This window comes from Microbacterium elymi (assembly GCF_021582895.2).
GTDB lineage: Bacteria > Actinomycetota > Actinomycetes > Actinomycetales > Microbacteriaceae > Microbacterium > Microbacterium humicola.
Genome location: NZ_CP091139.2, coordinates 821,506 through 847,984 on the forward strand (window position 1 = coordinate 821,506; position 26,479 = coordinate 847,984).

The window sequence follows — 26,479 nt, forward strand, 5'->3', positions numbered from 1 at the left end:
GCGGTCTGGTCGCGCCGAAGCCGTCGACTATCATAAGACGCAGGGGTAACACAACCGGGGGGCCAGGTGAGCGAGACTCCGCGAGAGCCGGACGCGACCACGACGTCCGGCGACACCGCGTACGAGTGGGCGCCGACGACGCAGCGGCGCAAGCGCCATGTCGGCCTGTGGATCGGCACTCCGGTCGCCGTGGCCCTGGTCGGCGTGATCGCGGCATCCCTCGTCCTCATCGCACCCGGCACCGCGATCGCGGGCGTCCAGGTGGGCGGCATGACCCCGGGGGCCGCGGCCGCCGCCATCCAGTCGCAGCTGGAGAACACCACGGTCGAGCTGCACGGCGCCGGCGTCGACGCCACGCTGACCGGCGCCGACCTGGGCGCGAAGGTGGATGCCCGGTCGCTGGCCGAGGCGGCCTACAGCGAGAGCCCGATGTGGAAGATCGGCGCCTGGTTCTCCGGCGCCCGGCGCGCACCGGTCACGGTCGACGCGGCCACCGCGGACGCCGCGCTGCGCGCGGTGGCGCCCTCTCTGTTCGAGGACCCGACCGACGCGACCGTCACGTTCGATGCGGACGCCGCGAAGTACGTCACCTCGCCGGAAGCCGATGGCACCGGCGCCGACCTGGACGCGCTCGCCACCGCTCTGCAGGACGGGTTCGCCGAGGGCCTGGCCACCGTCTCGGTGACCGCTGCGCCGGTGCCGGTGGCCGCGGCGATCTCCACCGACACCGCGAAGAAGACCGCATCCGCACTGAACACGATGCTCGGGAAGGTCGGCTTCTACGTCGGCGACGAGCGGACCGTGCCCGTCGACCGCGCGGTCGCGGCATCCTGGCTGACCGTCGCCCCGAAGGACGGCGCGTTCACGATCACCGCCGACGCGGCGGCCATCCAGAAGTCGGTCGACACGCTGGCGAAGAAGGTCGACCGCAAGCCGCAGAACGGCACCGAGATCACCGACACCGCCGGCAAGGTGCTGCGCGTTGACACCGAACAGCTCGATGGACGCACGCTCGGCGACACGAAGGGGTCGCTGCGGCATTCGCCGCCCAGCTGGCCGCCGGCAACGGCGTGTACAAGCTGCCGGTGGCCGTCGACAAGGCGAGCATGACGAAGATCTCGCGCAGCGCGGTCGTCGACCTCAGCGAGCAGCGCGCGTACTTCTATCAGAACGGCAAGCTGTGGCGCAGCTACCTGGTCTCGACCGGTGCGGCCGGGCACGCCACCCCGACCGGGTACTTCCGGGTGTTCGCGAAGGTGCCGATGCAGGACATGGGCTGCTTCGAGGGCGCCTCGTACTGCACGAAGAACGTGCCCTGGGTGACCTACTTCGCCCCGAACGTGGGCTTCCACGGCACCTACTGGCACCACAACTTCGGTCACGTGATGAGCCACGGCTTGCGTGAACATGACCATCGACGTGGCCAAGTACATCTACGACTGGGCGCCGTACGGCATGGAGGTCACGGTCCAGCCGTAGGGCGACCGGCCGCCCGCACGCAGCCGGCCGGGCGCACACCGAACGTCAGAGGGGCGGATGCCGCAGCATCCGCCCTCTCCTCACACCTCGATCAGCTCAGGCCGTCGATGATCCGGTTCAGCGTCGGCGACGGGCGCATGACCTTCGCGACCAGCGCGCCGTCCGGACGGTAGTAGCCGCCGATGTCGACCGGCTCGCCCTGCACCGCCAGCAGCTCGTCGACGATCGTCTGCTCCTTCGCCGCGAGCTCCTCGGCCACCGGCGCGAACACGGCCGCGAGGTCGGCGTCCACCGTCTGCCGGGCCAGCTCCTGCGCCCAGTACAGGGCCAGGTAGAAGTGGCTGCCGCGGTTGTCGGTGGTGCCGAGCTTGCGCCCCGGCGACTTGTCGTTCTCCAGGAACGTGCCGGTCGCGGCATCCAGCGTGTCGGCCAGCACCTGCGCGTGCGCATTGCCGGTGACCTGGGCGTAGTGCTCGAACGACGCCGCCAGGGCGAAGAACTCGCCGAGCGAGTCCCATCGCAGGTAGTCCTCGCTCAGGCATGCCTGCACGTGCTTCGGGGCCGATCCGCCGGCTCCCGTCTCGAACAGTCCGCCACCGGCCAGCAGCGGGACGATCGAGAGCATCTTGGCGCTCGTGCCGACCTCGAGGATCGGGAACAGGTCGGTGAGGTAGTCGCGCAGCACGTTGCCGGTCACCGAGATCGTGTCCAGGCCCTGGCGCAAGCCGCGCCAGCGAGTACCGGGTCGCCTCGGCCGGCGGCAGGATCGTGGTGGTCACGCCGCTCGTGTCCAGCTTGCCGAGACAGGTGGCGACCTTCGCGATCAGCTTGCGCGTCGTGCGCGCGGTTCGCGTCCAGCCAGAACACCGCCGGGTCGCCGGTGGCGCGGGCGCGGGTGACGGCCAGGCGCACCCAGTCGCGGATCGGGATGTCCTTGGTCTGGGTCGCGCGCCAGATGTCGCCGGCGTGGACCTCGTGCTCGATGAGCACCTCGCCCTCGCCGCCCACGATCTGCACGCGGCCGTCCGCGGCGATCTCGAACGTCTTGTCGTGGCTGCCGTACTCTTCGGCGGCCTGCGCCATCAGCCCCACGTTGGGCACGCTGCCGATGGTGGCCGGGTCGAGCGGGCCGTTGGCGATCACGTCGTCGATCGCGGCCTGGTAGACCCCCGCGTACGACGAGTCCGGGATCACCGCGAGTGTGTCGTCCTCGCCGCCGTCCGCACCCCAGAGCTTGCCGCCGTTGCGGATCAGCGCGGGCATCGAGGCATCCACGATCACATCGGACGGGACGTGCAGGTTCGTGATCCCCTTGTCGCTGTTCACGTACGACAGGCGGGGTCCGGCCGCCAGATCCGCGGTGATCGCCGCGGCGATCTCGTCGCCGCCCTCGACCGCGCCGAGTCCGGCCAGGATCGCGCCCAGCCCGTTGTTCGGGGTGAGGCCGGCGGCGGCGAGCCGGTCGCCGTACTTCGAGAACACGTCGGCGAAGTAGGCCTTCACGACGTGGGCGAAGATGATCGGGTCCGAGACCTTCATCATCGTGGCCTTCAGGTGCACCGAGTACAGCACGTCCTCGGCCTTCGCCTCGTCCAGGGTCTGCACCAGGAACGCGTCCAGCGCCTGCGCGGACAGGAACGTGGCGTCCACGACCTCGCCGTCCAGCACCTTCAGGCCATCCTTCAGCGTGGTGACCGTGCCGTCCGCGGCGACGTGCTGGATCGACAGCACGTCGTCGCCGGCGATCACCACCGACTTCTCGTTCGAGCGGAAGTCGTCGCCGCTCATGGTCGCGACCCGGGTCTTCGAACCGGGGGCGAACGGCTTGTTCAGGTGCGGGTGCTTGCGGGCGTAGTTCTTCACCGCCAGCGGCGCACGACGATCGCTGTTGCCCTGGCGCAGCACCGGGTTGACCGCCGACCCCTTGATCCGGTCGTAGCGGGCCCGGACATCCTTCTGCTCCACGGTGGTCGGCTCGTCCGGATAGTCGGGGATGTCGTAGCCCTGCGACTGCAGCTCGGCGACGGCGGCCTTCAGCTGCGGGATCGACGCGGAGATGTTCGGCAGCTTGATGATGTTCGCCTCGGGCAGGGTGGCCAGTCCCCCGAGCTCGGCCAGCGCGTCGCCGACCTGCTGCTCCGGGGTCAGGTTCTGCGGGAACGCCGCCAGGATGCGCCCGGCCAGCGAGATGTCACGGGTCGTGACGTCGACGCCGGCAGAGCCCGCGAAGGCCTGGATGATCGGCAGGAAGGATGCCGTGGCCAGCGCCGGGGCCTCGTCCGTGTAGGTGTAGATGATGGTGGATTCGGTCACCGCTCGCCTCTTCGTTCCGTTGCTCGACAGATTGCTCGTCAGGGTCGATCCAGCCTACCGTGCACGGCAATATATCTTGATATCGAGATATCTCGGATGCCGCGGCCCACGTCATCCGACGTCTCGGGAGTGTGCGTGTCGTGCTTTGCGGATACCCTGGCCGTATGGGTGACCTGCGACTGGTGGAACTGTCCGCATCGACGATCGTTGCGGTCAACAATTTCTCACTGAAGCCCGGCCAGGAGGAATTCCTGTCCCCGGTCAGCTACGGGATCGCCGCGACCGTCGTCAATCCGCAGACCTCGTGGCAGCGCGTCGGGGTCGACGGCGACGAGGTCGTCGGCTTCATCAGCGCGAACTTCGACGCCGACTTCCCGCAGGAGCATTTCCGCTCCGTGCTGTGGCGGATCAACGTCGACGCGGACGAGCAGGGGCGCGGGGTCGGCCGATTCCTCGTCGACGGGCTCCTGGACGAGGCGCGCGAGCGCGGCATGGACCACGTGGATGTCATCTACGAGGCCGGCAGCGGCGGCCCCGAGCAGTTCTTCCAGCGCGTCGGGTTCACCCCGGTCGGCGAGACGGAGTACGGCGAGGTCATCGCCGAGATCTCCGTCTAGCCTCGGTCCGTTTCGTCTCGTCGCCGCGCGCCCTTCGTCTCGCTTCGCTCGCTCAGGGACCGCGCAGCGAGCCGACGCTCAGAGACCGCGCAGCGAGCCGACACTCAGGGACCGCGCAGCGAGCCGACGCTCAGAGACCGCGCAGCGAGCCGACACGACGCCCGACTACACGAGTGACTCGCGCCAGGCCGCGTGCAGCTGCGCGAACTTGCCGTCGCCGCCGATCAGCCGGTCGGGTGCGTCATCCTCGATGATCCGCCCGTGCTCCATCACCAGCACCCGGTCGGCGATGGCCACGGTCGAGAGCCGATGCGCGATGATGATCGCGGTGCGGTCGGCCAGCAGCGTCTGCAGCGCCTCCTGCACCTGCCGCTCGCTGGGCATGTCCAGCGACGCCGTCGCCTCGTCCAGGATCAGCACGGCCGGGTTCGCCAGGAACGCGCGCGCGAACGAGATCAGCTGCCGTTGCCCGGCCGAGACGCGACCGCCGCGCTTGTTCACGTCGGTGTCGTAGCCGTCCGGAAGCGACATGACGAAGGCATCCGCCCCCACCGCTCGCGCAGCCGCCCGGATCTCGTCCATCGACGCGTCGGGCTTGCCGAGCGCGATGTTGTCAGCCACGGTGCCGCTGAACAGGTACGCCTCCTGCGTGACCATGACGATCGCACGGCGCAGGTCCTTGGGATGCAGTTCGCGCAGGTCGACGCCGTCCAGGCGCACGGCGCCGCGCGTCGGGTCGTAGAAGCGCGACACGAGCTTGGCGAGCGTCGACTTGCCCGCGCCGGTCGTGCCCACGAGCGCGACCGTCTGACCGGCCGGGATGTCGAGGGTGAAGTCGGGCAGAATCGTCTTGCCCGACCCGTACGCGAACTCGACGTCGTCGAAGCGGAGGCCGCCGTGCGACTCCCACAGGTCGACCGGCCGTGCCGGATCCGGTACGGAGGGCTCCTCCTCCAGCACGCCGGACACCTTCTCCAGGGCGGCGGTCGCCGACTGGTACGAGTTCAGGAACATCGCCACCTCCTCCAGCGGGCTGAAGAAGTTGCGGATGTACAGCACGGCGGCCAGCAGCGAGCCGATCAGCAGGCCGCCGTCGACGACGCGGAACGCACCCCACAGCAGCACGACCGCCATCGTCACGTTGGACAGCAGGATCAGCGCCGGCTCGAACACCCCGAACAGCTTGACCAGCTTGAGGTTCACGTTGCGGTACTCGGCCGAGATCTCGCCGAACTCGGCGTCGTTGCGCTTCTCTTTGCGGAACGCCTTGACCGCGCGCACGCCGGTCATCGTCTCGACGAACTGCACGATCAGCCGGGCGCTGACCACGCGCGAGGCGCGGTAGCCCTTCTGCGACTCGCGGTAGAACCAGCGCATCAGGATGGCCAGGGGGATGCCCATGGCGATGAGCACGACGCCGCTGCGCCAGTCCAGCAGGAACAGCATGATCAGGGTGAACACGCCGTACAGGGCACCCGAGACCAGCTGGTTCAGCCCGCCGTCCAGCAGTTCGCGGATCGACTCCAGGTCGCTGGTCTGCCGTGAGATGATCCGCCCGGACGTGTACGTCTCGTGGAACTCGAGGCTGAGTCGCTGCGTGTGCCGGAAGATCCGGGTGCGCAGGTCGAGCAGGATCGTCTGGGTGATCTTGGCCGACAGCACCACGAACCAGCCCATCAGCAGCGCACCGATGCCCCCGGTGACGATGTAGACGATCGTCACCCCGAACGCCGGCATCCAATCGGCCGCCTCGATCGCCCGGGCAGCGCCGTGTCGATGCCGTAGGCGATCAGCGTCGGGCCGATCACGCGCAAGCGTGGAGATCACGATGACGAATGCCCCGAGCACCACCAGCCGCGTCATGGGCTTCATCAGCGACCCGAGCAGCCGCACCGAGCGTCGCCGGATGGCGCGGCTCTCGGCCTTCGTGTAGTCGTCGCGGTCTTCGCCGCGGGTTCCGACGACGGAGCTCACAGGTTCACCTCCATCTCTCGCTGGCGGATATCGTCCGCCTCCAGACTCGAGATCACGAACCGGTAGTGCTCGCTGGTGCGCAGCGCTCGGCGTGCGTGCCGACCGCGGTGATCCGGCCGTCCTCCAGCACGGCGACCCGGTCGGCGAGCGCGACCGTGGACGGCCGGTGCGCGACGATCAGGGCGGTGGTGGTGGCCAGCACGCGCCGCAGCGCGGCCTCGACGAGCGCCTCGGTGTCCACGTCCAGCGCCGACAGCGGGTCATCCAGCACGAGCACGGCGGGCTTGGCCGCCACGGCCCGGGCCAGCGCGAGTCGCTGACGCTGACCGCCGGACAGGCTCAGCCCCTCCTCGCCGACGGTGGTGTCCACGCCGTCGGGCAGCTCGTAGGTGAACTGCGCCTGGGCGATCTCGAGGGCCTCATCGAGCACGGCCTGCGCCTCGGGGCTGTGCAGATCGAGGTCGTCCCGGCCGAGCAGCACGTTCTCGCGGACGGAGGCCGAGAACAGCGTCGCGTCTTCGAACGCCATCGAGATGTGCCGGCGCAGCTCGGCCAGTCGCAGATCGCGCACGTCCACGCCGTCCAGCTCGACGGACCCGCCGGTCACGTCGTACAGGCGGGTCGGCAGCGTGGTCAGGGTCGTCTTGCCCGACCCGGTCAATCCCACCAGGGCCATCGTCTCGCCCGGGCGCAGCACCAGGTCGATGCCGTCCAGCAGATCGCGTTCGGAGGCCGCGGCATCCTGGTAGCGGAAGCGGGCGCCGCGGAACGCGAGCTCGCCGCGCGGCTCGGCGATCGTGGCCGGGTGCTCCGGGTCGACGATCGTGTTCTCCTCGTCCAGCACCTCGTAGATGCGGTCGGTGGCGGTGCGGGCGTCGACCAGGAACGAGAACAGGAACCCGAGGGACTCCAGCGGCCAGCGCAGCGCGGTGGCCATCGCGAAGAACGCGAACAGCTCGCCCACCGTGAGCTGCCCGAGGCTTGCCAGCCAGATGCCCAGGATGAGGCATCCGGCGAACGCGACCACCGGGATGGTGTCGAGCCAGAACCACAGCTCGCCCACCTCGCGGGCCTTGCGCAAGCTCGGTGCCGCGCAGACTCTCGGCCTGCCGGGTGAACTTCTGCAGGGCGTGCTTGCCGCGGCCGAACGCCTTCAGCACGCGGATGCCGTGCACGCTCTCCTCGACCGCGGTGGCCAGGTCGCCGGCCTTGTCCTGGCTCTGTCGGGCCAGCACGCCGTAGTTGCGCTCGAACCGGTAGCCGAAGAACCACAGCGGGATCGAGACGACGATGAACGCGGTGCCCAGCGCCCAGTGCCAGCGGAACAGCAGCACCGCCCCGATGACGATGGTGAGCATGTTCACCACGAGCAGGATCAGTCCGAACACCAGCCAGCGGCGGACGATGTTGATGTCCTGCATCATCCGGCTCAGCAGCTGCCCGGACTGCCAGCGGTCGTGGAACGCGACCGGCAGGCGCTGCAGGCGCTGGTAGAAGTTCTGCCGGATCTCGTACTCCACCTTCGTGCCCGGGGTGAGCACGAACGCACGGCGCAGGAACACGAACAGCGCCTCGAGGATGCCGAGCACGAGCACACCCAGGCAGGCCCAGGCGATCATCGGGATGTCGCCGGCCGCGATCGGGCCGTCGACGGTCGCCTGCAGCACCAGCGGGATGATGAGGGTCATCACCGCGGCGCCGAGGGCGGTCAGCAGGCCGCCGATCATGCGCGGCAGCACGGGTTTGACGAAGGGGAAGAGCCGCGCGAGGGCGCGCGGAGTGGACAGTCGCGGTGAGGACGTGGAGGTCATGATCCTTGCAGGGGGTGATGCGAGCCAGAGGTGGCCCGGAACCGGGCGGGGGCGCGCGGACGATGCCGCGGGAGGGTCAGGCGGGATGGTCGACGAGATCGACGACGTCAGCAGAAGCGGAAGCGCTACCCCGCGACGCGAAGCCCGGCGACGATCGGACGGAGGACGACCGGCGTGACGTCGTAGACGGCCTGGTGCATGGCATCCTCCTCGGATCGTGCGGGGTGCCGGCGCGCTCATGGCGCGGCAGCCCTTCAGCCTATGCCCGCGCCCTCGCCCCGCGCAACACCGCGCCCCTCCCTCCCGCTCCCGCCCCGGGCGGGACGGGGTCAGGCGGCGGCCTCGCGGGCGAGGAGGCTGCGCTTCACCCCGGTCCCCCAGGCGAAGCCGCCCAGCGAGCCGTCGCCGCGCAGCACCCGATGGCACGGCACGAACAGCGCCGGCGCGTTGCGGGCGCAGATGGATGCCGCAGCCCGCACGGCCGAGGGACGCCCGAGCACCGCGGCGAACTCCGCATACGCGAGCGGATGCCCCGGTTCGATGCCGCGCAGGGCGCTCCAGCCGTCATGCTGCGAGCGCCGTGCCATGCTGACGCACCGGGACGGCCTCGATCGCGGTGAGATCGCCCTCGTAATATGCACGGACGGCGGCCGCGGCCTCCGTCCGCCCCGGCACGAGGTCGACAGGCCGGATGCCGGGGTGTATCCGGACGCGGGCGGCCTCGATGTCGCCGGTCCAGCCGGATGCGAGCACCCGCCCGTCCTCATCGACGATGATCGTGAACGGCCCGTCCGGGGTGGTGATGGTCTCGACCAGAGCGGTCATGGGGTTTCCTCCTTCTCGGGCAGGGGTGCGGTCAGCACCCGCCAGAAATGCGCGGTCAGGTAGCTGCGCCACGGCGCGACCCGCGCCGCCCACTCGGTGAGCGGTCGCGGCTCGCCGGGCAGCCCGAGCCGCGCCGCGCCGGCGCGCGCGGCCACGTCGCCGGGCAGGAACACGTCCGGGTCGGCTGTGGTCCGCATCCGGACGTAGTCGGCGGTCCAGGGGCCGATGCCCGGCATCGCCAGCAGCGCCTCGCGCTGCCGCACGGGATCGTCCGCGGCCGACAGCGTGAGATCGCCGGCCGCCAGCGCGGCCGCCGCACCCGTGATCGCGCGGATCCGCGCGCCCGGCCCGCGCAGCACCTCGGGCCCGCGCTCGGCGATCACGGCCATGGTGGGGAACAGGATGCCGCCGCCGGGCAGACGCTCGCCGAGCGCGTCGACGAGCCGGCCGAGCGCCGTGCGGGCGGCGGCGACCGAGACCTGCTGGCCGATCATGGCGCGCACCAGCATCTCGTCCGGATCCACGGCGCCGGGCACGCGGATGCCGGGGGTCAGCGCGAGCGCGGGACGCAGCTTGCGGGTGCCGGTCGAGTGCGGCGTCGATGCCGATCGGGTCGGCGTCCAGATCGAACAGCCGTCGGGCCCGGGCGATGAGCGCGGGCAGGTCGGCGAGCTTCGTCAGCTGGGCATCCAGGCGGATCCGGTCGCCCTCGGTCCACAGGCGCATCCAGGCCGGTCCGTGCGGCAATGCGAGCGTGCGCGCGTACGCGTCCGCGCTCGCCTCTTCCATCCCCGGGACGGCCCGCGCGCGCATCCACGCGAACAGCCCGGCCGCGTCGATCGGCCTGCGGTGGGCGAGCACGAGCCGGATGCGGCCGCCGTCCTGCGCTCCGGGCACCGCGCGGCGGCGGGCGCGCAGCTGGAGCGGCGTCATCCCGAACACCTCCCGAACGGTGTCGTTGAACTGGCGGATGCTGGCGAAGCCGGCCGAGAATGCGACGTCCGATGCCGGCAGCTCGGTGCCGACCAGCAGCATCCGGGCGGTGTGCGCGCGGTGCGCGCGGGCCAAGGCGAGTGGTCCGGCGCCGAGTTCGGCGGTGAGGATGCGGTCGAGCTGGCGCGGCGAGTAGCCCAGGCGCGCAGCGAGCCCGGGCACGCCCTCGCGCTCGATGACGCCGTCCTGGATGAGCCGCATGGCTCGGCCCGCGGCATCCGTCCGCAGATTCCACTCCGGCGAGCCGGGCGCGGCGTCGGGCAGGCAGCGTTTGCAGGCGCGGTAGCCGGCCTCGTGCGCGGCCGCCGCCGTCGGGTAGAACGTCACGTTCGCCGGCTTCGGGGTGCGGGCGGGACAGCTGGGTCGGCAGTAGATGCCGGTGGAGCGGACGGCGGTGATGAACTGGCCGTCGAAGCGCGAATCCCGCGAGTCGATCGCGCGGTAGCGCTCGTCGAAGGTCATGCTCGGGATGCTCATGGATCCAGCCTGACACGCTGCGCCGACGTCGGCTCGCGGAAATCGGACATGACCGTGGGGCGGCCCGGGGTCGCCGGGTCAGGCCGCCCGCCCTCGCGAGCCGCCCACCTTCGCGAGCCGCCCACCTTCGCGAGCCGCCCGCCCTCGCGAGCCGCCCACCTTCGCGAGCCGCCCAGGGTCGCCGGCCGGCGCGACGCCGCGGCCCGCGCGGCGCCGCGAACCGCGCGGCCTGGCGCGCCCGCGCGGCGTCGCGAACCGCGCGGCGTGGCGCGCCGCGGCATCCCGGCCTAGCCTGGGCGCATGGACACCTATGACCTCATCGTGATCGGCGCGGGCCCCGTCGGCGAGAACGTCGCCGACCGTGCAGTGCAGGGCGGGCTGTCGGCCGTGATCGTGGAGAGCGAACTGGTCGGCGGCGAATGCTCATACTGGGCGTGCATGCCGTCGAAGGGACTCCTGCGGCCCGGTGCCGCCCTGCGCGGCGCGCGCGACGTCGACGGCGCGTGGCAGGCGGTCACCGGCGACATCGACCCGCAGGGTGTGTTCCGGCGTCGCGACCGGCTCACCCACGACTGGAACGATGACGGCCAGGTCTCGTGGCTGCGAGCGCGAACATCGACCTCGTGCGCGGGCAGGGGCGACTCACCGGCGAGCGCGAGGTGACGGTGACTCCGGCCGACGGCCCCGAGGTGACACTGCACGCCCGCCAGGCGGTGGCGGTGTGCACCGGCAGCGAGGCGACGGTCCCCGACATCCCGGGCCTGCGCGATGCCCGCCCATGGACGAGCCGCGAGGCCACCTCGGCGCACGAGGTGCCGGCGTCGCTGGCGATCATCGGCGGCGGAGTCGTGGCGTGCGAGATGGCCACCGCCTACGCGAGCCTCGGCAGCGGCGTGACGATGATCGTGCGCTCGGGGTCGCTGGGCCGGGTCGAGCCGTTCGCACAGGAGCTCGTGCGAGACGCGCTCACCGCGGCGGGCGTGAAGATCCTCACCGGCGAGACGACGGCGGTGCGCCGCGACCCGGACGGCACCGTCGAGCTGACCCTGGACGACGGACGGATGCTGCGCGCACACGAGGTGCTCGCGGCGACCGGTCGCGGACCGCGCACCCGCGACATCGGGCTCGAGACCGTCGGGATCTCCGGGCTCGAGCCGGGCGGCTGGATCGACGTCGACGACACCCTGCGCGTACCCGGGACCGAATGGCTCTACGCGGTGGGCGACGTGAACCACCGGGTGCTGCTGACCCACCAGGGCAAGTACCAGGCCCGCGCGGCCGGAGACGTGATCGCCGCCCGCGCCCGGGAGGAGGAACCGGATGCCGCGCCCTGGGGTCGCCACGTCGCGACGGCCGACCACGACGCGGTGCCGCAGGTCGTGTTCACCGATCCGGAGGTCGCGTCGGTCGGGGTCACCGCGGCGGAGGCGCGGGCGGCGGGCCGCAGCATCCGGGTCCTGGACTGCGACCTCGCCCAGATCGCCGGCGCCGCCGCGCACGCCGACGACTATCGGGGCCGCGCGCAGGCGATCGTGGACGAGGAGCGCGGAGTGCTGGTCGGCGCGACGTTCGTCGGGGCGGACGTCGCCGAGATGCTGCAGTCCGCGACCATCGCCATCGTCGGCGAGGTGCCGGTGCACCGGCTGTGGCACGCGGTGCCGGCCTACCCGACGATCAGCGAGGTCTGGCTGCGCTGGCTCGAGCAGTACGGCCGCGACGCGGCGTGAGCGCGGGCGGCGGGCGCCATCCTGCATCGCCCCCGCGCAGCATCCCGCACGCGCCCCGCGCAGCGTCCCGCACGCGCCCCGCACACTCCCCCGCGCAGCATCCCGCGCACTCCCCCGCGCCGCGCATCCTGCTCCGCGCATCCCCCGCACTCCCCCGCGACTGCACATCAAATTCGCGACTGCACATCAAACCCGGCCCAGAATGATGTGCACTCGGCCAAATCGTACGATTTCGGCGAGGAGAGAGGGGTCAGGGGAGCCAGGTCAGGGTCGACACGCAGAGGTCGAACAGCATCCGCATCTGCACCATCGGCTCGTCGTCGGCCGGCACGTCCTGGGGGCGCACGATCACCAGCGTCAGCTCGAGCGCACGACGGCGGCCGCTGCCCGGGATGGGCGTCAGGTACACCACAGTCGTGAGCGTTCCGGACTCGCCGTCCAGCGTCTGCGTCTGCTCGCGCTCCGCGCGCAGGAACCGCTTGTCGCCCAGCAGCGGCGTGGCCCCCTCACGGGCCACCGCCTCGCGCACCAGATCGTCGAGCGAGCCCCCCGCCGGTGCGTGCAGGATGCTGGCGGTCAGCGACGCCGGCAGGTACAGCGCCTCCGGCGCGGCCTCATCCGGGAGGAACATCGCGACGACGTTCGTCTTCTCCATCTGGGCGAACGCCTCGCGCAGCAGCTGGCGCATCCGCGCGTACAGGTCCGGCCGGTGCACCTGCATCAGCCGGGTCCGCACGGCGGCCGTCATCCGCTCCTGCTCCTCGGGCGTGGCGTCCCGGCGGTTCCACCCCGGCGGCAGCGCCAGGGTGAAGTCGGGATCGGGCGCGCCGCCGAGCTCCTCGCGCAGGCTGACCCGCGCGGGCGTGCCGGCCTCGTCGGGTGTACGGGGCGTGGCGGATTCGGTCACGGTCATCCTTCCCGGATCGGGTCGAGCGTGAACAGCGTGCCGAGGTCGGTCCCCAGTGCGCGCTCGAGCGTGGCGTCGTCGATCAGGCCACGGCCGGCGAGGATGCGCAGCGCGTCGTCACGGTCCGCCTGCAGCGCGCCCTGCTCGCTCGAGGGCAGGGCGCGCACCAGCGTCCGTGCGCGCTCGCGGTCGGACACGGCGGGCGCGGCGGTCGCAGCAGTCGCCGTCGGCTCGGGGGTGCGGACGCGCACGCGCAGCAGGATGCCGATGGCCAGCACGCCGCCGAGCACCAGCGTGACCCACACCGGCACGATCCACGCGCCGAATGCGAAGTCGTCGCGGGCGGAGACCCGCGGGATGCCGGCGGTCGCGAAGCCGGCGAGCACGGCGGCGATCACGGCCAGCCCCAGCAGCAGCGGCGACCAGCGCGCACCCCGCGCAGCCAGACGATCCACAGCGCGACCTGGGTCAGCGCCGCGATCAGGAAGCACACGCCGGCGATCGGCACGGCGACCTGGGCCGGCAGCGGGCCGGCACTGGGGGCGATGTAGGCCGCCGCGGTGCCGTAGATCGCCACGCCGAGGATCGGCGCGAGCACCATCACGATGCCGAGTACCGCCACCAGCACGTTCTTGGCGGTCCGCTCCGGCGTGCGCCGATGCTCCGCGGTGAAGCGCGCCATGGCGGCGCCGTCCGCCCCGAACGACGCGACGATCTCGGGGTGGGCCTGGAACGCGAAGCCCTCCAGTCGCGCCAGACGCGGCACGTCGGCGAGGGAATGCTCCTGCGCCCAGGTGCGGGCATCGGGGTACGGGGTGCTCATGTCGCTGTCAGGCTATCAATCCAGGTCTCGGCCGGGTCGGCCTCCCGCAGGGCGGGCGGATCGGCGCGGAACGCGGTGCCGTCGGGCGCGGTCAGGCGCAGTGACTGCACGAATCCGTGGATCTGCGGCATCAGGATACCGATCAGCTCGGGCAGCGTCGGCTCGACGACGACCGAGACCGCACGGGTGGCCGAGGCGAACACAAACTGGGCGCCCAGCGTCTGGACGCCGCCGACCTCCTCGGCGATCGGCAGCTGGACGCCGAGGCCGAGTCCCTCGGCGTCGCACAGGATGCCGTCGCCGGGCTGCGGCATCCGCGTGCCATCGGGGAAGGTGCCCACGGCCGCGTGCACGAAGATGCACACCGGGGCGTCGGTGGGCCAGACCTGGAACGCGAGCGCGTCCTCGGGCCGGCGGTGGTCCAGCGCGGCCTGCAGCAGCGCGGGCACGAGCCGGTCGTGCACCGGCTCCCACCGGTCGCCCCAGGCCTCGCGCAGCGCCTTCGCGTTCTGCGCGATCCACGGCTGTGCGGCATCCGTCCCGGCCAGCGCCGGGACCGGCATCCACCCGGGGGCGAAGCTCGTGGCGGTCAGCTCCCCGTCGAGGCCCTCTGCGGACCCCGAGCCGCCCTCGCTCACAGGGCCGCCCTCGCTCACAGGGCCGCCCTCGCTCACAGTGCCGCCCCGACCCAGGGCAACTTCGAACCGGGCGACTGGTCGCCGTGGCCGGTCCAGGTGGCGATGTTGTTGACCATCTTCCACGGGCCCGACAGCATCCCGTGCGCGAACTCCCACCCGGCCGCGATCGTGGTCGAGCGGCAGTAGCCGTTGGTCGCGCCGGTCATCGCGGTGATGGTGTCCTCCATGCCCGACACGCTCTTGCCGAACATGAGGCGCATCATCACGTCGCCGACGCCGTTCGGATTGTTCATCGAGAACAGCCCGCGCGACATGGCGGAGAACCCGCGCCACCCGCCGCCGGCCAGGCCCCCCAGCAGGCTCAGCGAGCGTCCCTGGCTGATCGCGGCCGACCAGCTGGAAGGCTTGAACGCGGTGACCATCTCGCCGAGGAACGCCAGTCGGCCGGCGCCGCCCTGGAACAGCTTGCCCAGACTGCCGATCGGGATCACGCCGATCACCGCGAAGATCAGCTGGGTCAGCCCGGTGTCGCCGCGGATGTACTGGTAGGCGGTCAGCGCCAGGGTGAGCACCCCGACGACCGCGCCGATGAGCGCGACGATCGGCCCGCCGATGATGATCGCGGCGATCGCGATGATGATGCCGACGACCTGGAGCACCTTCAGCACGCCGCCGACGAAGCCGTCGACGTTGTCCCAGAAGCCGTCCTTGATCTTGCCGGCCACCGCATCGCCGATGCCGGCGGCGGCGGCGTCGAACGCCTCTTCCCAGGTGTCGACGTGCCCGTCCCAGATCCGCGCCTCGGCGACGTAGTCGTCGAGCCTGCCCTGCTTGTTCGCGTCGTCGGTGGACGCGTCCTCCGCCTCCGGCGACTCGTCGTCCGGCTTGTCCCAGAACGGGCGGTCGCCCTCCAGATATCCGGGCGCGTTCTGGTACTCCTGCCACAGTTCGACGCAGCGCTCGTACGCGGCGTTGACCTTGGGCTGGACCTCAGCGAGCGCATCCGCGTAGGTGACCAGCACCGGACCGGTGGGCCGGTAGAGGTCGCCGGCCTGCCCGAGCTTGTCGTAGGTGTCGCCGACCACCTCGCGCAGCTTCTCGATCGCCTTGCCGCGCTGATCGGATGCCTGGTCCACCAGTCCCTTCAGGAACGTCGAACCGTCCTGCATCTGGTTGCCCAGCGACGTGATCTGATTGCCGCGCCTGCGGATCTCTGCGGGCTCACCGTCCAGCGTGGTGACCCACCGGCCGGCGGGCGACGTGTCCATAGTCATCTGCTCGTCCTCCCCTGCCTCAGACCGGTCGCGGTTCGTGCTGGCCGCTCACATCGACCTCGAACTGGGCCGCCGTGTCGTGGTCCCAGTCCTTCATCCCGTCGACGACGCCCTGCACGTGCTGCTGCACCTTGCCGATGTCGCGGGACAGGTCTCGGCGCTTGTCATCCCAGCGCGATTCGAAATCGTGCGCGCGGTCGTTCAGCTTGTTCTGGCCGAACGGGTGGGCGATCGCCTCATCCAGGTCGTCCGCCCGCGAGCTCGCCTCGTCCAGCTCGGTGATGATAGCCTTCAGCTTCTCGTTGACCTGTTCGAGCTGGGTGTAATGCACCCACACGCCATCCGACATCGGTCAGGTCCTTTCGATCACGCGCGATTCGCCGCCGGGGTGGGCACGAAGTCGAGGGCGAGCGCCATCGCGTCGAACAGCGCATTGGCCGCCTCGCGGTGCGGCGCGTCCTCCGGGTCGGTCACCTCGACCAGGTGCGTCCCGGCCAGCATCACCGCCTTGCGACGGCTCGTGCCGGGCACCGGGATCAGGTAGGAGTACTGGCACGAGACGGTGCCCGCCATCTCGCCGCGGCCCGTGGTCCGGGTCTGCCAGGCCAGGACGGTGCGCCCGTCGTCGAGGAACTCGGTCGTCCCCTGGCGGATCTTGGCGGTGACCCAGTCCTCCAGCGAATGCTCCGCGTCGTCGCCGACGAGCGAGACGGTCAGCGACATCGGCAGCGTCCGCTGGTCGGGCAGATCCAGCGGCAGGATCGCGTAGAGTCCGCCCCGCTCCCGGAGGTCGCCGATCCACCGCTTGAGCATCGACGTCACGTACGCGTCCACGTCGGGCCGGCCGGCGCGCTTGACGGTGGTGCGGAACCGCTGGGCGAAGCGTTCGTATCCTTCCCCCTCGAGCGGGATCACCTCCCAGCCGCCGGGCACCAGCATCCGCATCGTGGGCACGTCCGGCGCGCCCAGCAGCTCCTCGCGCAGCGACGTCATGCCACGATCCCCTCATCCGCCCGGCTCACGCTGATCCCGGCCGCGAACTCCTCCAGGATCGACAGGCCCTCGCCCAGGATGCCGAGCTCGGCGGACGCCGCGTACACCTCGACCAGGACCCGGTCGTGGATGAACTCGAAGCGCAGCTCGCCGATGGCGCCGCCGGCATCGGTGGCGGCCACCGAGCTGGTCACCCGCCCCTCGCCGAGCGTCGGCGAGGTGACCGGCCGCACCCGCTCCGGCAGCGCGACCGGGGTCGCACGCTCGTCGAGCTGATCCAGCTCGTCCACGTCGACCTCGCCGACGTGCACCTCGACCAGCACATCCCCGGGCAGTCCCCGCGGGCAGTAGGCGAACGCGGCGAACGCCTCCGGCGACAGGAGCGCGAGCCTGCGCCTCCATTCGTGCCAGGAGCCCGTCGGGATCATCTTTCCACTCGTCTGCGACGGTGTTCTGGGCGCAGACCTCACGCAGCCAGGGTGCGCGCTCCGGGGACGTGTCGCCCGCAGCTGCTCCGGCACCTCGAGGAAGAGCCGCGCGTCGAAGGGCACCTCGATCTGTCGTGCGATGCCGTCCGACATCTCAGACCCAGCCCATGTCGTGGGCGAAGCTCAGCCCGCCCTTGCCGGAGGCATCCACGAAGTTCAGCGCCTTGTCGATCCCGCTGGCGCTGTCGCCGATCAGCGAGGCCAGGCCCTGACCGCCGGGGTGTTCGACAGGAACTGGGCGAGGTTGCCCTTCGCCTTGTTCGACAGGGCGGCCGCGGCATCGGTCATGGTCGCGCCGGCGGCGTTGTCGAACCCCTGGGTGAGACGGCTGAGGATGCTGGGCTGTCCGGTGCGGCCGAAGAAGTTGCGCAAGCACGGACGATCCGCTCTTGTTCAGCGCGCCGCTGCCGTGGAACACCTGCGCGAGCCTGCCGTTCTGCAGGACGCCCTTCAGGCTCTTCAGGCTGGTCTTGCCCCCAGGCCCACCAGGTCGCCGAGCATCCCCTTCCCGCCCTTCAGGCCGGCGGTGAGCTTGCCGAGCGGGCCGGCGGCCTTGGAGATGCCCTTGAGCGCACCGAAGGCCTTGCCGAACGGGAAGACGGCGATCGCCGCGAACATGACGTCGGTGAGGGTGGCGCGTCCGCCCGCGTACCGCAGCAGGGTGGTGCCCAGGGCGGCCAGGCCGACGAGCGCGGCGGCCAGCACGAACGGGCCGCCGATGATGCAGGCGGCGACCACCAGCGCGATCCCCACCCAGGTCAGCACCGTGCCCAGCGCATCGAGGAACGGGAGCGCGTTGTCCAGCCACGAGTCCTTGACGCCGTTGTCGTTGGCGTCCTCCAGTCCGCTGTGCGCGCGGTCGTACGCGGCGTCCCAGGAGTCCCAGTGGCCGTTGTACTTGCGTGCCTCGTCCTCCCAGTCCTGGACGGCGGTGTCGAATTCGGACTGCAGCGTCGAGGTGTCGTCGCCGGTCTGCGACGCCGTCTCCAGGTCGGTGGACTTCGTGCGGACGGTGCCCCACAGGGTCTCGCACTCCGTGACGATCACCTCGATCGGGCCCTGCACCTCACCCAGGGTCTTGCCGTAGTCGGAGAGCACCTCGCCGCTGGGCGCGTACCGGATGCCCGCCTTCTTCAGGTCTTCATGCACGTCATCGGCGCTGTCGCGCAGCTTGTCGATCGAGGCGCCCTTGCCCTCGGTCCCGGAGGCGAGGGCGCTGAGGGAGTTGGCCGCCTTCTGCATCCGCTCGCCGAGGTCCTTCATCGCCACGCCGCGCGTGTGGATGTCCTCGGCGTTGCCGCTGATCCGGCGCAGCTCGTGCCCGCCGTCCGGCGTGGCCAGCATGCTCAGGGAGCGGTACTTCGGGTCGTTCTCGGTCATCCGTCGTTTCCATCCGATGTGTCGACGGCCTTGGCCAGCTCGGCGTCGAGTTCCGCCCACTTCTCCCGCGTCCCCGAGACGCGATCCAGCAGGTCGACCAGGTGTTCCTTGAGCGTGTCGCGCTTGTCGTCCCACGCCTCTTCGAACCGCTGCGCCTGCGAGCGCAGACCGGACCGGTCCAGCGGGCTGCCGATGGCCGATTCCAGCGCCTCGCTGTTGTGGGTGGCGTTCTCGAACTCGTCGATCGTGTCCTTGACGGCCTTCTCCAGGTCTTCCATGCTGCGCATCGGGATGTCGATGTCGTCATAGGCCATGTGAGAACCTCCCCCTGTGGTGCGGACGGTCGTGCCCTCGTGCGGGACGACGCGCGGATGTCGAGACAGCGGCGTCCGACGACCTCAGTCGTCGGACGCCGCGGTGGCCGGTCAGCTGCCGGCGAGCTGCTGGTCCAGGTCCTGGATCGCGTGCATCATGCCGGTCAGCGCGTCGGACATGTCGCCGATGCCGTCGACGGCGTTCTTCAGGCCGGTGGTCAGCTCCTCGTAGCCCTCACCGAACTTGCCGGACGCGTGCTGCGTCTTGAAGTCCTCGCCCAGCAGGGTGTCCACCTGGCTCTTCAGCGTGTCCAGCTGACCCTGAATGTCATCACGAGCCTGCGACAGCGAGTTCGCCACCTGCTCCATCTCTGAATACGATGCTCCGAAATCAGCCATCGTCAACTCCTCTGCTCAGATTGCCCGACCCCCGTCGGGCCGATGAGAAGAACCTAACAAGATCGGCCGGACCCCGTCGATGGGGACAATTCCCCACCGTTCTCAGGGCCGCGCGACGGCAGAGACGTCGAGGTCGCCGTCGTAGAAGGTCCAGGCCAGCCAGGCGACCGGTCCGAGCTCCTGCGCCTGGGTGCGCGTGGCGGCCGGCACGTCGGTGAGCGTGTCGAGCTCGCGCGCCCACTCCCGGTCGACGGCGTCCGGCGCGTCCGTGCGGGCCAGCCGCGCGGCATCCGCCCGCAGTCGCCGGCCTTCGTCGCGCAGGCGTCCGGCGTCCGCGTTCGGCGCGGCGTCGGGGGCGGGCCGCACCAGCAGCGCCAGGACCGCGAGTTCGAGCACCACCACTATCGCTCCGGCGTGCCACCAGGCCAGCTGGGCCGCGGTGAAGTCGGTCGTGCCGCCGGCCGGTCCGATCACGAACCGGTAGATCACCACGGCGACCATGATCAGCCCGACGACGACCACCATCGTCAGCGCTCCGGTGGACCGCGGCCGGCGGCGCAGCCACGCGGGCAGTGCGACGGCCAGCAGGACGATCGCCGCGATCAGGGTCGCGAAGATCACCGGGACGGCGGTCGCCGCCTCGAGCGTGACGCGCTTCATCATCGGGCCGGCCAGTGCCGCCGAGACCGTGGCGGCCAGCAGCCCCAGCGCGAGCAGCACGTACCAGACGGTCGATGACGCGGGTCGGCCCTTCGGTGCGGCGGTCTCGGATCCGGCCGCCGCGACCGTCGGCGCGGCGAATCCCGCCATGTACGCGCGACGCTGTCGCCCGAGCTGGTCCAGGGCCGGCAGCAGGCCGCGCGCCTCGCGGTCCGCGGCCACCACCCGCCAGGCGCGTCGCGCGACGGCGACGATCTCGTCGTCGCTCCCGGTCAGACGGATCGGTTCGCTGCTCACCACCACTCCAATCTACCGGCGGATCATCCGGCGGCCGGGGACGCGACGGTGAGCACGGATGCCTCGGCCAGCGGCATCTGGACGGTCACGGCCCGACCGGCCTGCACGAAGATGCCGCGCCCCTCGGGGAACTCGGCGCGCTTGACCTTCGGGAACGGGACCTTGAAGACCGCCTCGCCGTCGAACGAATCCGGCTTGAGCACGATGCCCTTCCGGCCCGCCTTGAAGTCGCCGATGAGTCCGAACCCGCTGGTGACCTGGGTGATGTCGGCATCGCCGATGAGGAACTGCTCGCTGCGGTTGATTGCCTGGAACAGCGCCTTCAGCGGCCGCTCGGCCGGCGAGTCGGCGAACTGCGGGACGTCCTCCACCACGATCATCAGCCGCATCCCGAGCGCCTCGTCGGCGACCAGGTCGCTCAGCTCGGTGACGAGGTCCTTCGCGTCGTCCGGGGTGGTCGCGCTTGCGCACCCAGGGCGCGAACTCCTTGAGCCTCGAGCGCCGCCCGCCCAGGTGGAACAGCTTGACCTCGGGGTCGAAGCGCACCATGGCGGTGATCAGCGCCTTCATCGCCGTGGTCTTGCCGGCCATCGGCGGCCCGGCAACCACGAACGTGCCGGCCGGGTCGAAGCCGCGCGGCGCGAGCGTGTCCTCGGCGACGCCGAGCACAGGGAACTCGCCGACCCGGTCGGGCAGCTCGTCCAGCGCCAGGCGGGTGGGCAGCGACCCGATCTCGGCGACCTCGCGGATCCCGCGCGTCCGCAGCTCTTCGGCCAGCTGCCGAGCAGCTTGGTCTGTTCGGCGACGTTCGGGGTGCCGCCGAGCACCGCGATCTGCGTCTCGAAGCCGTCGACGATGGCACGGCCCGGGCCGGAGCGCTCGTCCAGCACATCCTTGGGGGCGTTCAGCAGCGAGTACGCGTTCTCGTCCGACAGGCGCAGGATGACGCGGCGCGACACGTTCGAGCTGACCGCGGTGGGCACCGAGCCCGAGCGGTCGGCGGTCGCCACCACGTGCACGCCGAGCGGGCGCCCCTCGCCGAGGATCCGCATGAACACCTGGTAGAACGGCATCCGGGCGCTGGTGGACTCCCACTCCGAACGGAACTGCGGCAGGCCGTCCAGCAGCAGGATGATGCGCGACTCGTCGCGCCCGGTCAGCTCGCGGTATTCGGTGACGCTGGACGCATTGGCCGCGCTGAACCGCTTGCCGCGGTCGTCCAGCACCGCGGCCAGGGTGCGCAGCACGCGCTGCACGCGCTCCGCGTCGTCGCCGGGGATGATGGATCCCACGTGCGGCAGGACCTCGAGGCTCTTCAGCGAGCCCGAGCCGAAGTCCAGCCCGTACACCTCGACGTTCTCGGTGCGCCGGCCGATGGCCGCGGCGATCGCGATCGTGCGCAGCACGGTGGATTTGCCGGACCCGCTGGTCCCGTACACGAGCATCGACCCGTCGCGGTCGGGCTCGAAGTGGACCGCCTCCTGCAAGCTGGCGCTCCGGGACGTCCCGCTTGCCCAGCAGGATCGACCCGGCACGCCCGGCCGACAGCTCGCGCACGTCCACCGTGGCCTCCAGGTCGTCCAGCCACGGGCGTCGGGGGGCCGGGATGCCGGCGTCCGCGGCTGCCGCGATGAGGGTGGCCACGATCCGCTTCTGGTCGTTGGGGCCGGGGTCGCCGTCGTGCACGTCGGCATCGCCGCGGTCATCCTCCTCCCACCTCTGCACCGAGCCGAACCGCAGCTCGGCCACGCTCACATCGGCTTCGGGCGGCTCGTCCGTGCTCCAGCCGCCGGCGTACGCGGACTGGAACGGCACCAGGCGGCCCGGGCCGGTCTTGGCGATGCCGCGGCCGGGGATGCTGGGGTCGAAGCTGCCCGCGATCGGGTCGTCCACGACATCCTTCGAGTCCGAGGCGTCGGCCATGCGCAGCGCGACGCGCAGGTTGGTGTTCGCCCGCAGGTTGTCCTTGATGACGCCGGCCGGGCGCTGCGTCGCCATGATCAGGTGGATGCCGAGCGAGCGGCCGCGCTGGGCGATGTCGACCACGCCGTCCACGAACTCGGGCACCTCGCCGGCGAGGGCGGCGAACTCGTCGATCACCAGCACCAGGGCCGGCGGGGTCTCGGGGTCGCGGCGCTTCTCCATCTCCAGGAGGTCCTTGGCCTTCTTGCGGTTGAAAAGGTGCTCCCGATAGTGCAGCTCGGCGCGCAGGCTGGTCAGGGCCCGACGCACCAGGTGCGGGCTGAGGTCGGTGACCAGGCCCACGCAGTGCGGCAAGCTCGACGCAGTCGGCGAACGCCGACCCGCCCTTGTAGTCGACGAACAGGAACGTCACCCGGTCGGGGCTGTGCGCGGCCGCCATGCCCAGCACCCACGCCTGCAGGAACTCGCTCTTGCCCGCACCGGTGGTGCCGCCGACCAGGGCGTGCGGGCCCTGGGTGCGCAGGTCGAGGGTCATCGCGTCGGTCGCGCCGTGGCCGACGAGCGCGCGCAGCGTACCCGCCTTCTTCAGCCGAGGCAGGGCCGGGCCCGACCGGTCGATGATCGTGTTGTTCTCGCGCCAGCGGTCGACCGCGAACGACGGGGTGGTGGCCAGCTCGGATCCCACCAGCGACAGGAACATCACCGAGTTGGGGATGTCGGAGGCGTCCTCCACGACGGTGCTGGCATCGGTGACCGGGGCCAGGCGCCGGGCCAGCACGTTCATCAGCTCGTTCGAGACGCCTTCGACCGCGGCATCCGGGTAGTCCACGCCGCTGCGCACGGTGCCCACGCGGGCATGCTCGAGTCCGCCGCCGACATCCACGAAGCTGCGGCACACCGCCGGCAGGGCCTCGACGACCGGAGCCACGAACACCCCGTACACGCCGACGTCGGCGCCGCGCTCGAGGACCTGCGTGAGGCGTGCGCGGTCGACCGGCGCGTCGGCGGTCACGATCACCACGACCGCGGTCTGACCGGGGAAGGATGCCTCTTCGGCGGCGCGCTTCACATCGGTGCCGAACCGCATCGGGTCCCAGTCCTCGCCGTAGGGCGGCCGGGGCGATGCGGTGGCGGTCGAGCGGCGCATGACCAGTTCTTCCAGCCCGGACAGCAGCGCGGCGCCGGTGGACGCCGAGTCGGACAGCGGCATGTCGCGGAACGGGCTGCGTTCGCTGGAGGTGTGGGCAGCCACTTCAGCCATTCCAGCTCCCGCGCCCATTCCGGCTCGGTGAGCGCCACGGCCACCAGGTCGTTGGGCGAGTGCATCCCGAACAGCTTGCACGCTCAGCCCGCGCAGCGCGTCCGCCGCCTCGCGCTGCGGCCCGGCGATGCCCATGACTCCCACGCTCTGCAGCGATTCGAGCACGGGCACGCCGTCGATCATGCGGTAGCGCTCCTGCAAGCCGGTCGACGCGATCGACGTACTCGGGCAGCGAGTCGGTGCCCTCGGAGCGGTGGATCACCGTGCGCGAGAGCGCCTCGCACGTGCCCAGGCGCACCGCGAGGAAGTTCCAGTGCTCGGGGCGGCGCGTCCACAGCATGGGGCCGAGCCGCATCGCCTGCTCGAACACCACGGCCACCGGCGGCACCTCGGCGTTGCGGGTCTCGCGTTCCCGGGGCCGCTCGCGGTAGAGCGTCTCCTCGAGCTCCTCGAACGTGCGCTCGAAGACCTCGGACTCCTTGCGCAGCCGCTGGCCCAGGTTGGTGCGCTGAGAGATGAAGTTGCCGAACAGCATCAGCGGCGACATCAGCACGATCAGCAGCGAGCGCGGGTGGCCGTTGATCGCGAACATCGACAGCCCGAGGATCAGCGGGGCCACCAGCATCGGCCACGGGAAGAGTCGGGTGACCGGGTCCTTGGGCATGCGCGGCTCGGACAGCTCCTGCCCGGCGTACCGCGGCTCCACCCGCGGGCTGCGGTTGAACAGCAGCGTCCCGCCGCGCTCGAGCACCGGATCCTGGGTGACCGGCGCGAAGTCCTGGAGCATCCGCACGACCAGCTCGGTGTCGCCGAGCATGAAGCGCTGCCCGGGATGACCCGCAGGCGCTGCACCAGCCCGCCGTCCACCACGATCCCGTTCGCCGAGTTCAGGTCGACGACCTCCACGCCCGTGCCGACCTCGATGCGGGCGTGCCGTTTGGAGACGAGCGCGTCGTCGACGACGATGTCGTTCTCCGGCGCCCGCCCGATCGTGAACGACCCCTTGCGCAGCGCGAACTCGTGCCCGGCGAACGGTCCGCCGACCACGTGCAGGGTCGCCAGCGCCGGGCCGTCGGCAGAGCGGGACGACGCGTACCGGTCGCCGAGGGTGGTGACCGTCGCGACGAACCCGGACCCGACCGGAGCGTCGCTGATGGGCATGTCGGGGTCGAGGACGGTGTGATCGCCGGAGGTCGGCGGGGCGACGCTGAGGGTGAGGATGCCCTCCGCCGGGCCCGCGCCGAGGCGTGCCGGGTCGGTCTCGGTGATCTTGCGCGCCACGTCCTGCACAGTCGCGGTCGCGTCCGATGTCACCGCGATGTCGGTGGTCTGGCCGTTCTGGCGCCGCAGGGTCAGCTTGAGTCTCATCGGAGATTCCTCGTCGGGGTCGGCGGATCAGTCGGTCTGGAAGCGGGCGCGACGGTCGCCGAAGCGCAGCTCGTCGCCGTCCCGCAACGGCAGCGGTCGCCCGGGCAGGAGCTCGTGCTGGGTGCCGTCCCGCACGATCGCGCTGCCGTTGGTGGAGTGCCGGTCCTCGGCGGCCCAGACCCCGTCGATCCGGTGCACCGCGACGTGCGTCTTGGAGACGGACTTGGTCGTGTCGGCGATCGGGACGGGGAGGAGCTCGGCGTCCCCGCGCGCGCGGGCCGGGGCGCGCCCGAGCAGCACGCCGTCGCCGGCGACCGCGATGCGCTCCCCCGTCTCCAGGACGAGCGTGGCGGTGCCCGCTGCCGGGACGGCCGGCGAGGCAGGGGCGGTCGGCGGCGTCGGGGCGGGGGATGCTGCGGCCGACGGCGCCGGGGCCGAGCTGCGGGAGCCGGCGGCGCGCCCGCCTGGCCCGTCGTCGCCGGGGGCTCGGGCGGCAGCGAGGGCGGAGCCCACGCGGCGGCGGGTGCGGCATCCCTGGCCGGAGGGGAGATCGAAGGTGCGGCATCCACCGCATTCGTCGGTGCGGGGCTCGTCGGGGCGGGGCTCGCCGGCGCGGGGTTCATCGGCGCAAGCGGCGGCGGCGTGGGCGCCGCAGGTGTGACCGGCGGGCGGGACTGCGCAGCGGCCGAAGCGGCGCCCGCCGGCGCGGCGGCGCCGGAGGCCTGGGTGCGGGGCGCTCCGAGTACCCCGCCGGTGCTGCGCGCGACCGGGAACGCGGCCGCCCCGACCACCGGGTCGGCCGGGGTCGCCAGCGACGGAAGCCGGGTGACGACGTCGCGCAGCGGGGTGGTCACGGTCTTGCGGGCGATGCGCATCCGCTTGCCGTCGTACGGGTTCAGGCCGCGGCGCACGTCGACGAACCAGGTCGCACCGGCCAGGTCGGCCCATCCGCGGCCGCGGCGCTCAGGATCGATCAGGGGCGAGACGGCGATCACCAGCACCGGCCCGATCAGGGGCACGATCATGCTCGCTGCCAGGACCAGGTAGCGGACCACCGCGCCGCGCCAGAAGCCGGGGCGCTCCAGCGTGCGCACGTTGACCGACCGGATGCCGGCGATCGCCTTGCCCACGGTCACCCCGCGGCGGCCGTGCAGCGACGAGCTCGCACGATGATGAACGCGATCGACAGGAACCACGACGCGGCCGCGCAGATCAGCACGATGATCAGGTCGGACCGGGTTGCGAGCACCTGCTGCGGCTCGGGGTCCAACGCCGCCCCGACCAGGACCGGCAGGGCCACGATCAGCAACGGCAGCAGCAGGATCAGTGCGATCGCCGCCTCGCACAGGGTCGCCAGCACGCGCTGACCCGGACGCGCCGGCAGCAGTCCGAGCGAAGCCGCGTAGCCGGGCATCGGTCGACCATGCGCGTCGAGGCCCTCGATCGTGCGTGCGGCGTCGTCGATCTCCCAGATCACCGATGCGTCCTCCCGTATTCCCGCATCGACCTTACCCGGCCGCGCCCGCGGCCACAGGCGC

Annotated in this window: 21 protein-coding genes and 8 pseudogenes; 4 read left to right on the plus strand and 25 right to left on the minus strand. The window is 71.5% G+C overall.

The features are described from left to right. Window positions 1-66 precede the first annotated feature (66 nt). Window positions 67-1,110, plus strand: coding sequence for a hypothetical protein (locus L2X98_RS04445; protein WP_259612446.1), 1,044 nt, complete (start codon window positions 67-69; stop codon window positions 1,108-1,110). Further along, a complete protein-coding gene (locus L2X98_RS04450) occupies window positions 1,071-1,652 on the plus strand; it encodes a L,D-transpeptidase (protein WP_259612447.1) in 582 nt (193 codons plus the stop codon). The genes L2X98_RS04445 and L2X98_RS04450 overlap by 40 nt, the downstream gene beginning before the upstream one ends. On the opposite strand, the pseudogene L2X98_RS04455 reads toward L2X98_RS04450, so the two are convergent. Then, window positions 1,571-3,792: pseudogene (locus L2X98_RS04455) on the minus strand (NADP-dependent isocitrate dehydrogenase). The gene L2X98_RS04450 and the pseudogene L2X98_RS04455 sit on opposite strands and share 82 nt — an antisense overlap. A gap of 164 nt (window positions 3,793-3,956) precedes the next feature. Between L2X98_RS04455 and L2X98_RS04460 the strand changes: the two are divergent. After that, the gene (locus L2X98_RS04460; protein WP_259612448.1) at window positions 3,957-4,409 is read left to right on the plus strand and encodes a GNAT family N-acetyltransferase; all 453 of its coding nucleotides are present in this window, start codon (window positions 3,957-3,959) and stop codon (window positions 4,407-4,409) included. Window positions 4,410-4,574: 165 nt separating this feature from the next. Here the strand turns inward: L2X98_RS04460 and L2X98_RS04465 are convergent. From L2X98_RS04465 to L2X98_RS04480, 4 pseudogenes are all read right to left on the minus strand, one after another. After that, a pseudogene (locus L2X98_RS04465) lies at window positions 4,575-6,383 on the minus strand (ABC transporter ATP-binding protein). Beyond that, window positions 6,380-8,194 (minus strand): annotated as a pseudogene (locus L2X98_RS04470) (ABC transporter ATP-binding protein). Before L2X98_RS04470 ends, L2X98_RS04465 begins: the two co-directional pseudogenes overlap by 4 nt. A 329-nt stretch (window positions 8,195-8,523) precedes the next feature. After that, window positions 8,524-9,019, minus strand: a pseudogene (locus L2X98_RS04475) (methylated-DNA--[protein]-cysteine S-methyltransferase). Continuing rightward, a pseudogene (locus L2X98_RS04480) lies at window positions 9,016-10,489 on the minus strand (AlkA N-terminal domain-containing protein). Before L2X98_RS04480 ends, L2X98_RS04475 begins: the two co-directional pseudogenes overlap by 4 nt. A gap of 300 nt (window positions 10,490-10,789) precedes the next feature. Between L2X98_RS04480 and L2X98_RS04485 the strand changes: the two are divergent. Further along, window positions 10,790-12,216 (plus strand): annotated as a pseudogene (locus L2X98_RS04485) (dihydrolipoyl dehydrogenase family protein). Between the two features lie 250 nt (window positions 12,217-12,466). Here the strand turns inward: L2X98_RS04485 and L2X98_RS04490 are convergent. From L2X98_RS04490 to L2X98_RS04585, 20 genes and pseudogenes are all read right to left on the minus strand, one after another. Continuing rightward, on the minus strand, window positions 12,467-13,123 hold the full coding sequence (locus L2X98_RS04490) for a hypothetical protein (protein WP_259612449.1): 657 nt from the start codon (window positions 13,121-13,123) through the stop codon (window positions 12,467-12,469). A gap of 2 nt (window positions 13,124-13,125) precedes the next feature. Beyond that, on the minus strand, window positions 13,126-13,578 hold the full coding sequence (locus tag L2X98_RS04495) for a hypothetical protein (RefSeq protein ID WP_259612450.1): 453 nt from the start codon (window positions 13,576-13,578) through the stop codon (window positions 13,126-13,128). Beyond that, complete coding sequence (locus tag L2X98_RS04500; RefSeq protein ID WP_259612451.1) at window positions 13,518-13,946, minus strand: hypothetical protein; 429 nt, start codon at window positions 13,944-13,946, stop codon at window positions 13,518-13,520. The genes L2X98_RS04495 and L2X98_RS04500 overlap by 61 nt, the downstream gene beginning before the upstream one ends. Beyond that, the gene (locus tag L2X98_RS04505; protein ID WP_259612452.1) at window positions 13,943-14,584 is read right to left on the minus strand and encodes a hypothetical protein; all 642 of its coding nucleotides are present in this window, start codon (window positions 14,582-14,584) and stop codon (window positions 13,943-13,945) included. Before L2X98_RS04505 ends, L2X98_RS04500 begins: the two co-directional genes overlap by 4 nt. Before the next feature lie 32 nt (window positions 14,585-14,616). After that, window positions 14,617-15,858 carry a hypothetical protein gene (locus L2X98_RS04510; RefSeq protein ID WP_259612453.1) on the minus strand — a complete coding sequence of 414 codons (1,242 nt, stop codon included), beginning with the start codon at window positions 15,856-15,858 and terminating at the stop codon, window positions 14,617-14,619. A 19-nt stretch (window positions 15,859-15,877) separates the two neighbouring features. Continuing rightward, window positions 15,878-16,207 carry a hypothetical protein gene (locus L2X98_RS04515; RefSeq protein ID WP_259612454.1) on the minus strand — a complete coding sequence of 110 codons (330 nt, stop codon included), beginning with the start codon at window positions 16,205-16,207 and terminating at the stop codon, window positions 15,878-15,880. A gap of 17 nt (window positions 16,208-16,224) precedes the next feature. Further along, window positions 16,225-16,851, minus strand: coding sequence for a hypothetical protein (locus L2X98_RS04520; protein WP_259612455.1), 627 nt, complete (start codon window positions 16,849-16,851; stop codon window positions 16,225-16,227). Next, complete coding sequence (locus L2X98_RS04525) at window positions 16,848-17,279, minus strand: hypothetical protein (protein ID WP_259612456.1); 432 nt, start codon at window positions 17,277-17,279, stop codon at window positions 16,848-16,850. Before L2X98_RS04525 ends, L2X98_RS04520 begins: the two co-directional genes overlap by 4 nt. 154 nt (window positions 17,280-17,433) lie before the next feature. Further along, entirely contained in the window at window positions 17,434-17,757 is a 324-nt protein-coding gene (locus L2X98_RS04530; protein ID WP_259612457.1) for a hypothetical protein, read from the minus strand. A gap of 41 nt (window positions 17,758-17,798) precedes the next feature. Further along, entirely contained in the window at window positions 17,799-18,719 is a 921-nt protein-coding gene (locus L2X98_RS04535) for a hypothetical protein (protein WP_259612458.1), read from the minus strand. Then, window positions 18,716-19,033 carry a hypothetical protein gene (locus L2X98_RS04540; RefSeq protein ID WP_259612459.1) on the minus strand — a complete coding sequence of 106 codons (318 nt, stop codon included), beginning with the start codon at window positions 19,031-19,033 and terminating at the stop codon, window positions 18,716-18,718. Before L2X98_RS04540 ends, L2X98_RS04535 begins: the two co-directional genes overlap by 4 nt. Before the next feature lie 111 nt (window positions 19,034-19,144). Next, on the minus strand, window positions 19,145-19,432 hold the full coding sequence (locus L2X98_RS04545) for a WXG100 family type VII secretion target (protein ID WP_259612460.1): 288 nt from the start codon (window positions 19,430-19,432) through the stop codon (window positions 19,145-19,147). 102 nt (window positions 19,433-19,534) lie between these two features. Next, window positions 19,535-20,389, minus strand: a complete 855-nt coding sequence (locus tag L2X98_RS04550) for a hypothetical protein (RefSeq protein WP_259612461.1) — start codon at window positions 20,387-20,389, stop codon at window positions 19,535-19,537. Between the two features lie 23 nt (window positions 20,390-20,412). Continuing rightward, entirely contained in the window at window positions 20,413-20,778 is a 366-nt protein-coding gene (locus L2X98_RS04555; protein WP_259612462.1) for a hypothetical protein, read from the minus strand. A 177-nt stretch (window positions 20,779-20,955) separates the two neighbouring features. Continuing rightward, window positions 20,956-21,876 carry an FtsK/SpoIIIE domain-containing protein gene (locus L2X98_RS04560; protein WP_259612463.1) on the minus strand — a complete coding sequence of 307 codons (921 nt, stop codon included), beginning with the start codon at window positions 21,874-21,876 and terminating at the stop codon, window positions 20,956-20,958. 550 nt (window positions 21,877-22,426) lie between these two features. Then, window positions 22,427-22,534, minus strand: a pseudogene (locus L2X98_RS20055) (hypothetical protein); the annotation flags it as partial. Between the two features lie 187 nt (window positions 22,535-22,721). Further along, window positions 22,722-23,756: pseudogene (locus L2X98_RS20060) on the minus strand (FtsK/SpoIIIE domain-containing protein); the annotation flags it as partial. A 423-nt stretch (window positions 23,757-24,179) separates the two neighbouring features. Next, complete coding sequence (locus L2X98_RS04575) at window positions 24,180-24,941, minus strand: FHA domain-containing protein (protein ID WP_259612464.1); 762 nt, start codon at window positions 24,939-24,941, stop codon at window positions 24,180-24,182. A 27-nt stretch (window positions 24,942-24,968) separates the two neighbouring features. Then, window positions 24,969-25,454 (minus strand): FHA domain-containing protein, encoded by a 486-nt coding sequence (locus L2X98_RS04580; protein ID WP_259612465.1) that lies wholly within the window; start codon window positions 25,452-25,454, stop codon window positions 24,969-24,971. Window positions 25,455-26,073: 619 nt separating this feature from the next. Next, window positions 26,074-26,418 (minus strand): hypothetical protein, encoded by a 345-nt coding sequence (locus tag L2X98_RS04585; RefSeq protein ID WP_259612466.1) that lies wholly within the window; start codon window positions 26,416-26,418, stop codon window positions 26,074-26,076. Window positions 26,419-26,479 lie beyond the last annotated feature (61 nt).

What these genes read in the sequence shown, in the direction of transcription:
- L2X98_RS04500 (WP_259612451.1), bottom strand. Translation starts at nt 13,946, where the DNA reads ATGAGCACCCCGTACCCCGATGCCCGCACCTGGGCGCAGGAGCATTCC.
- L2X98_RS04460 (WP_259612448.1), top strand. Translation starts at nt 3,957, where the DNA reads ATGGGTGACCTGCGACTGGTGGAACTGTCCGCATCGACGATCGTTGCG.
- L2X98_RS04540 (WP_259612459.1), bottom strand. Translation starts at nt 19,033, where the DNA reads ATGGCCTATGACGACATCGACATCCCGATGCGCAGCATGGAAGACCTG.
- L2X98_RS04515 (WP_259612454.1), bottom strand. Translation starts at nt 16,207, where the DNA reads ATGTCGGATGGCGTGTGGGTGCATTACACCCAGCTCGAACAGGTCAAC.
- L2X98_RS04520 (WP_259612455.1), bottom strand. Translation starts at nt 16,851, where the DNA reads ATGACGTCGCTGCGCGAGGAGCTGCTGGGCGCGCCGGACGTGCCCACG.
- L2X98_RS04510 (WP_259612453.1), bottom strand. Translation starts at nt 15,858, where the DNA reads ATGACTATGGACACGTCGCCCGCCGGCCGGTGGGTCACCACGCTGGAC.
- L2X98_RS04575 (WP_259612464.1), bottom strand. Translation starts at nt 24,941, where the DNA reads ATGAGACTCAAGCTGACCCTGCGGCGCCAGAACGGCCAGACCACCGAC.
- L2X98_RS04535 (WP_259612458.1), bottom strand. Translation starts at nt 18,719, where the DNA reads ATGACCGAGAACGACCCGAAGTACCGCTCCCTGAGCATGCTGGCCACG.
- L2X98_RS04555 (WP_259612462.1), bottom strand. Translation starts at nt 20,778, where the DNA reads ATGCGGCTGATGATCGTGGTGGAGGACGTCCCGCAGTTCGCCGACTCG.
- L2X98_RS04525 (WP_259612456.1), bottom strand. Translation starts at nt 17,279, where the DNA reads ATGATCCCGACGGGCTCCTGGCACGAATGGAGGCGCAGGCTCGCGCTC.
- L2X98_RS04545 (WP_259612460.1), bottom strand. Translation starts at nt 19,432, where the DNA reads ATGGCTGATTTCGGAGCATCGTATTCAGAGATGGAGCAGGTGGCGAAC.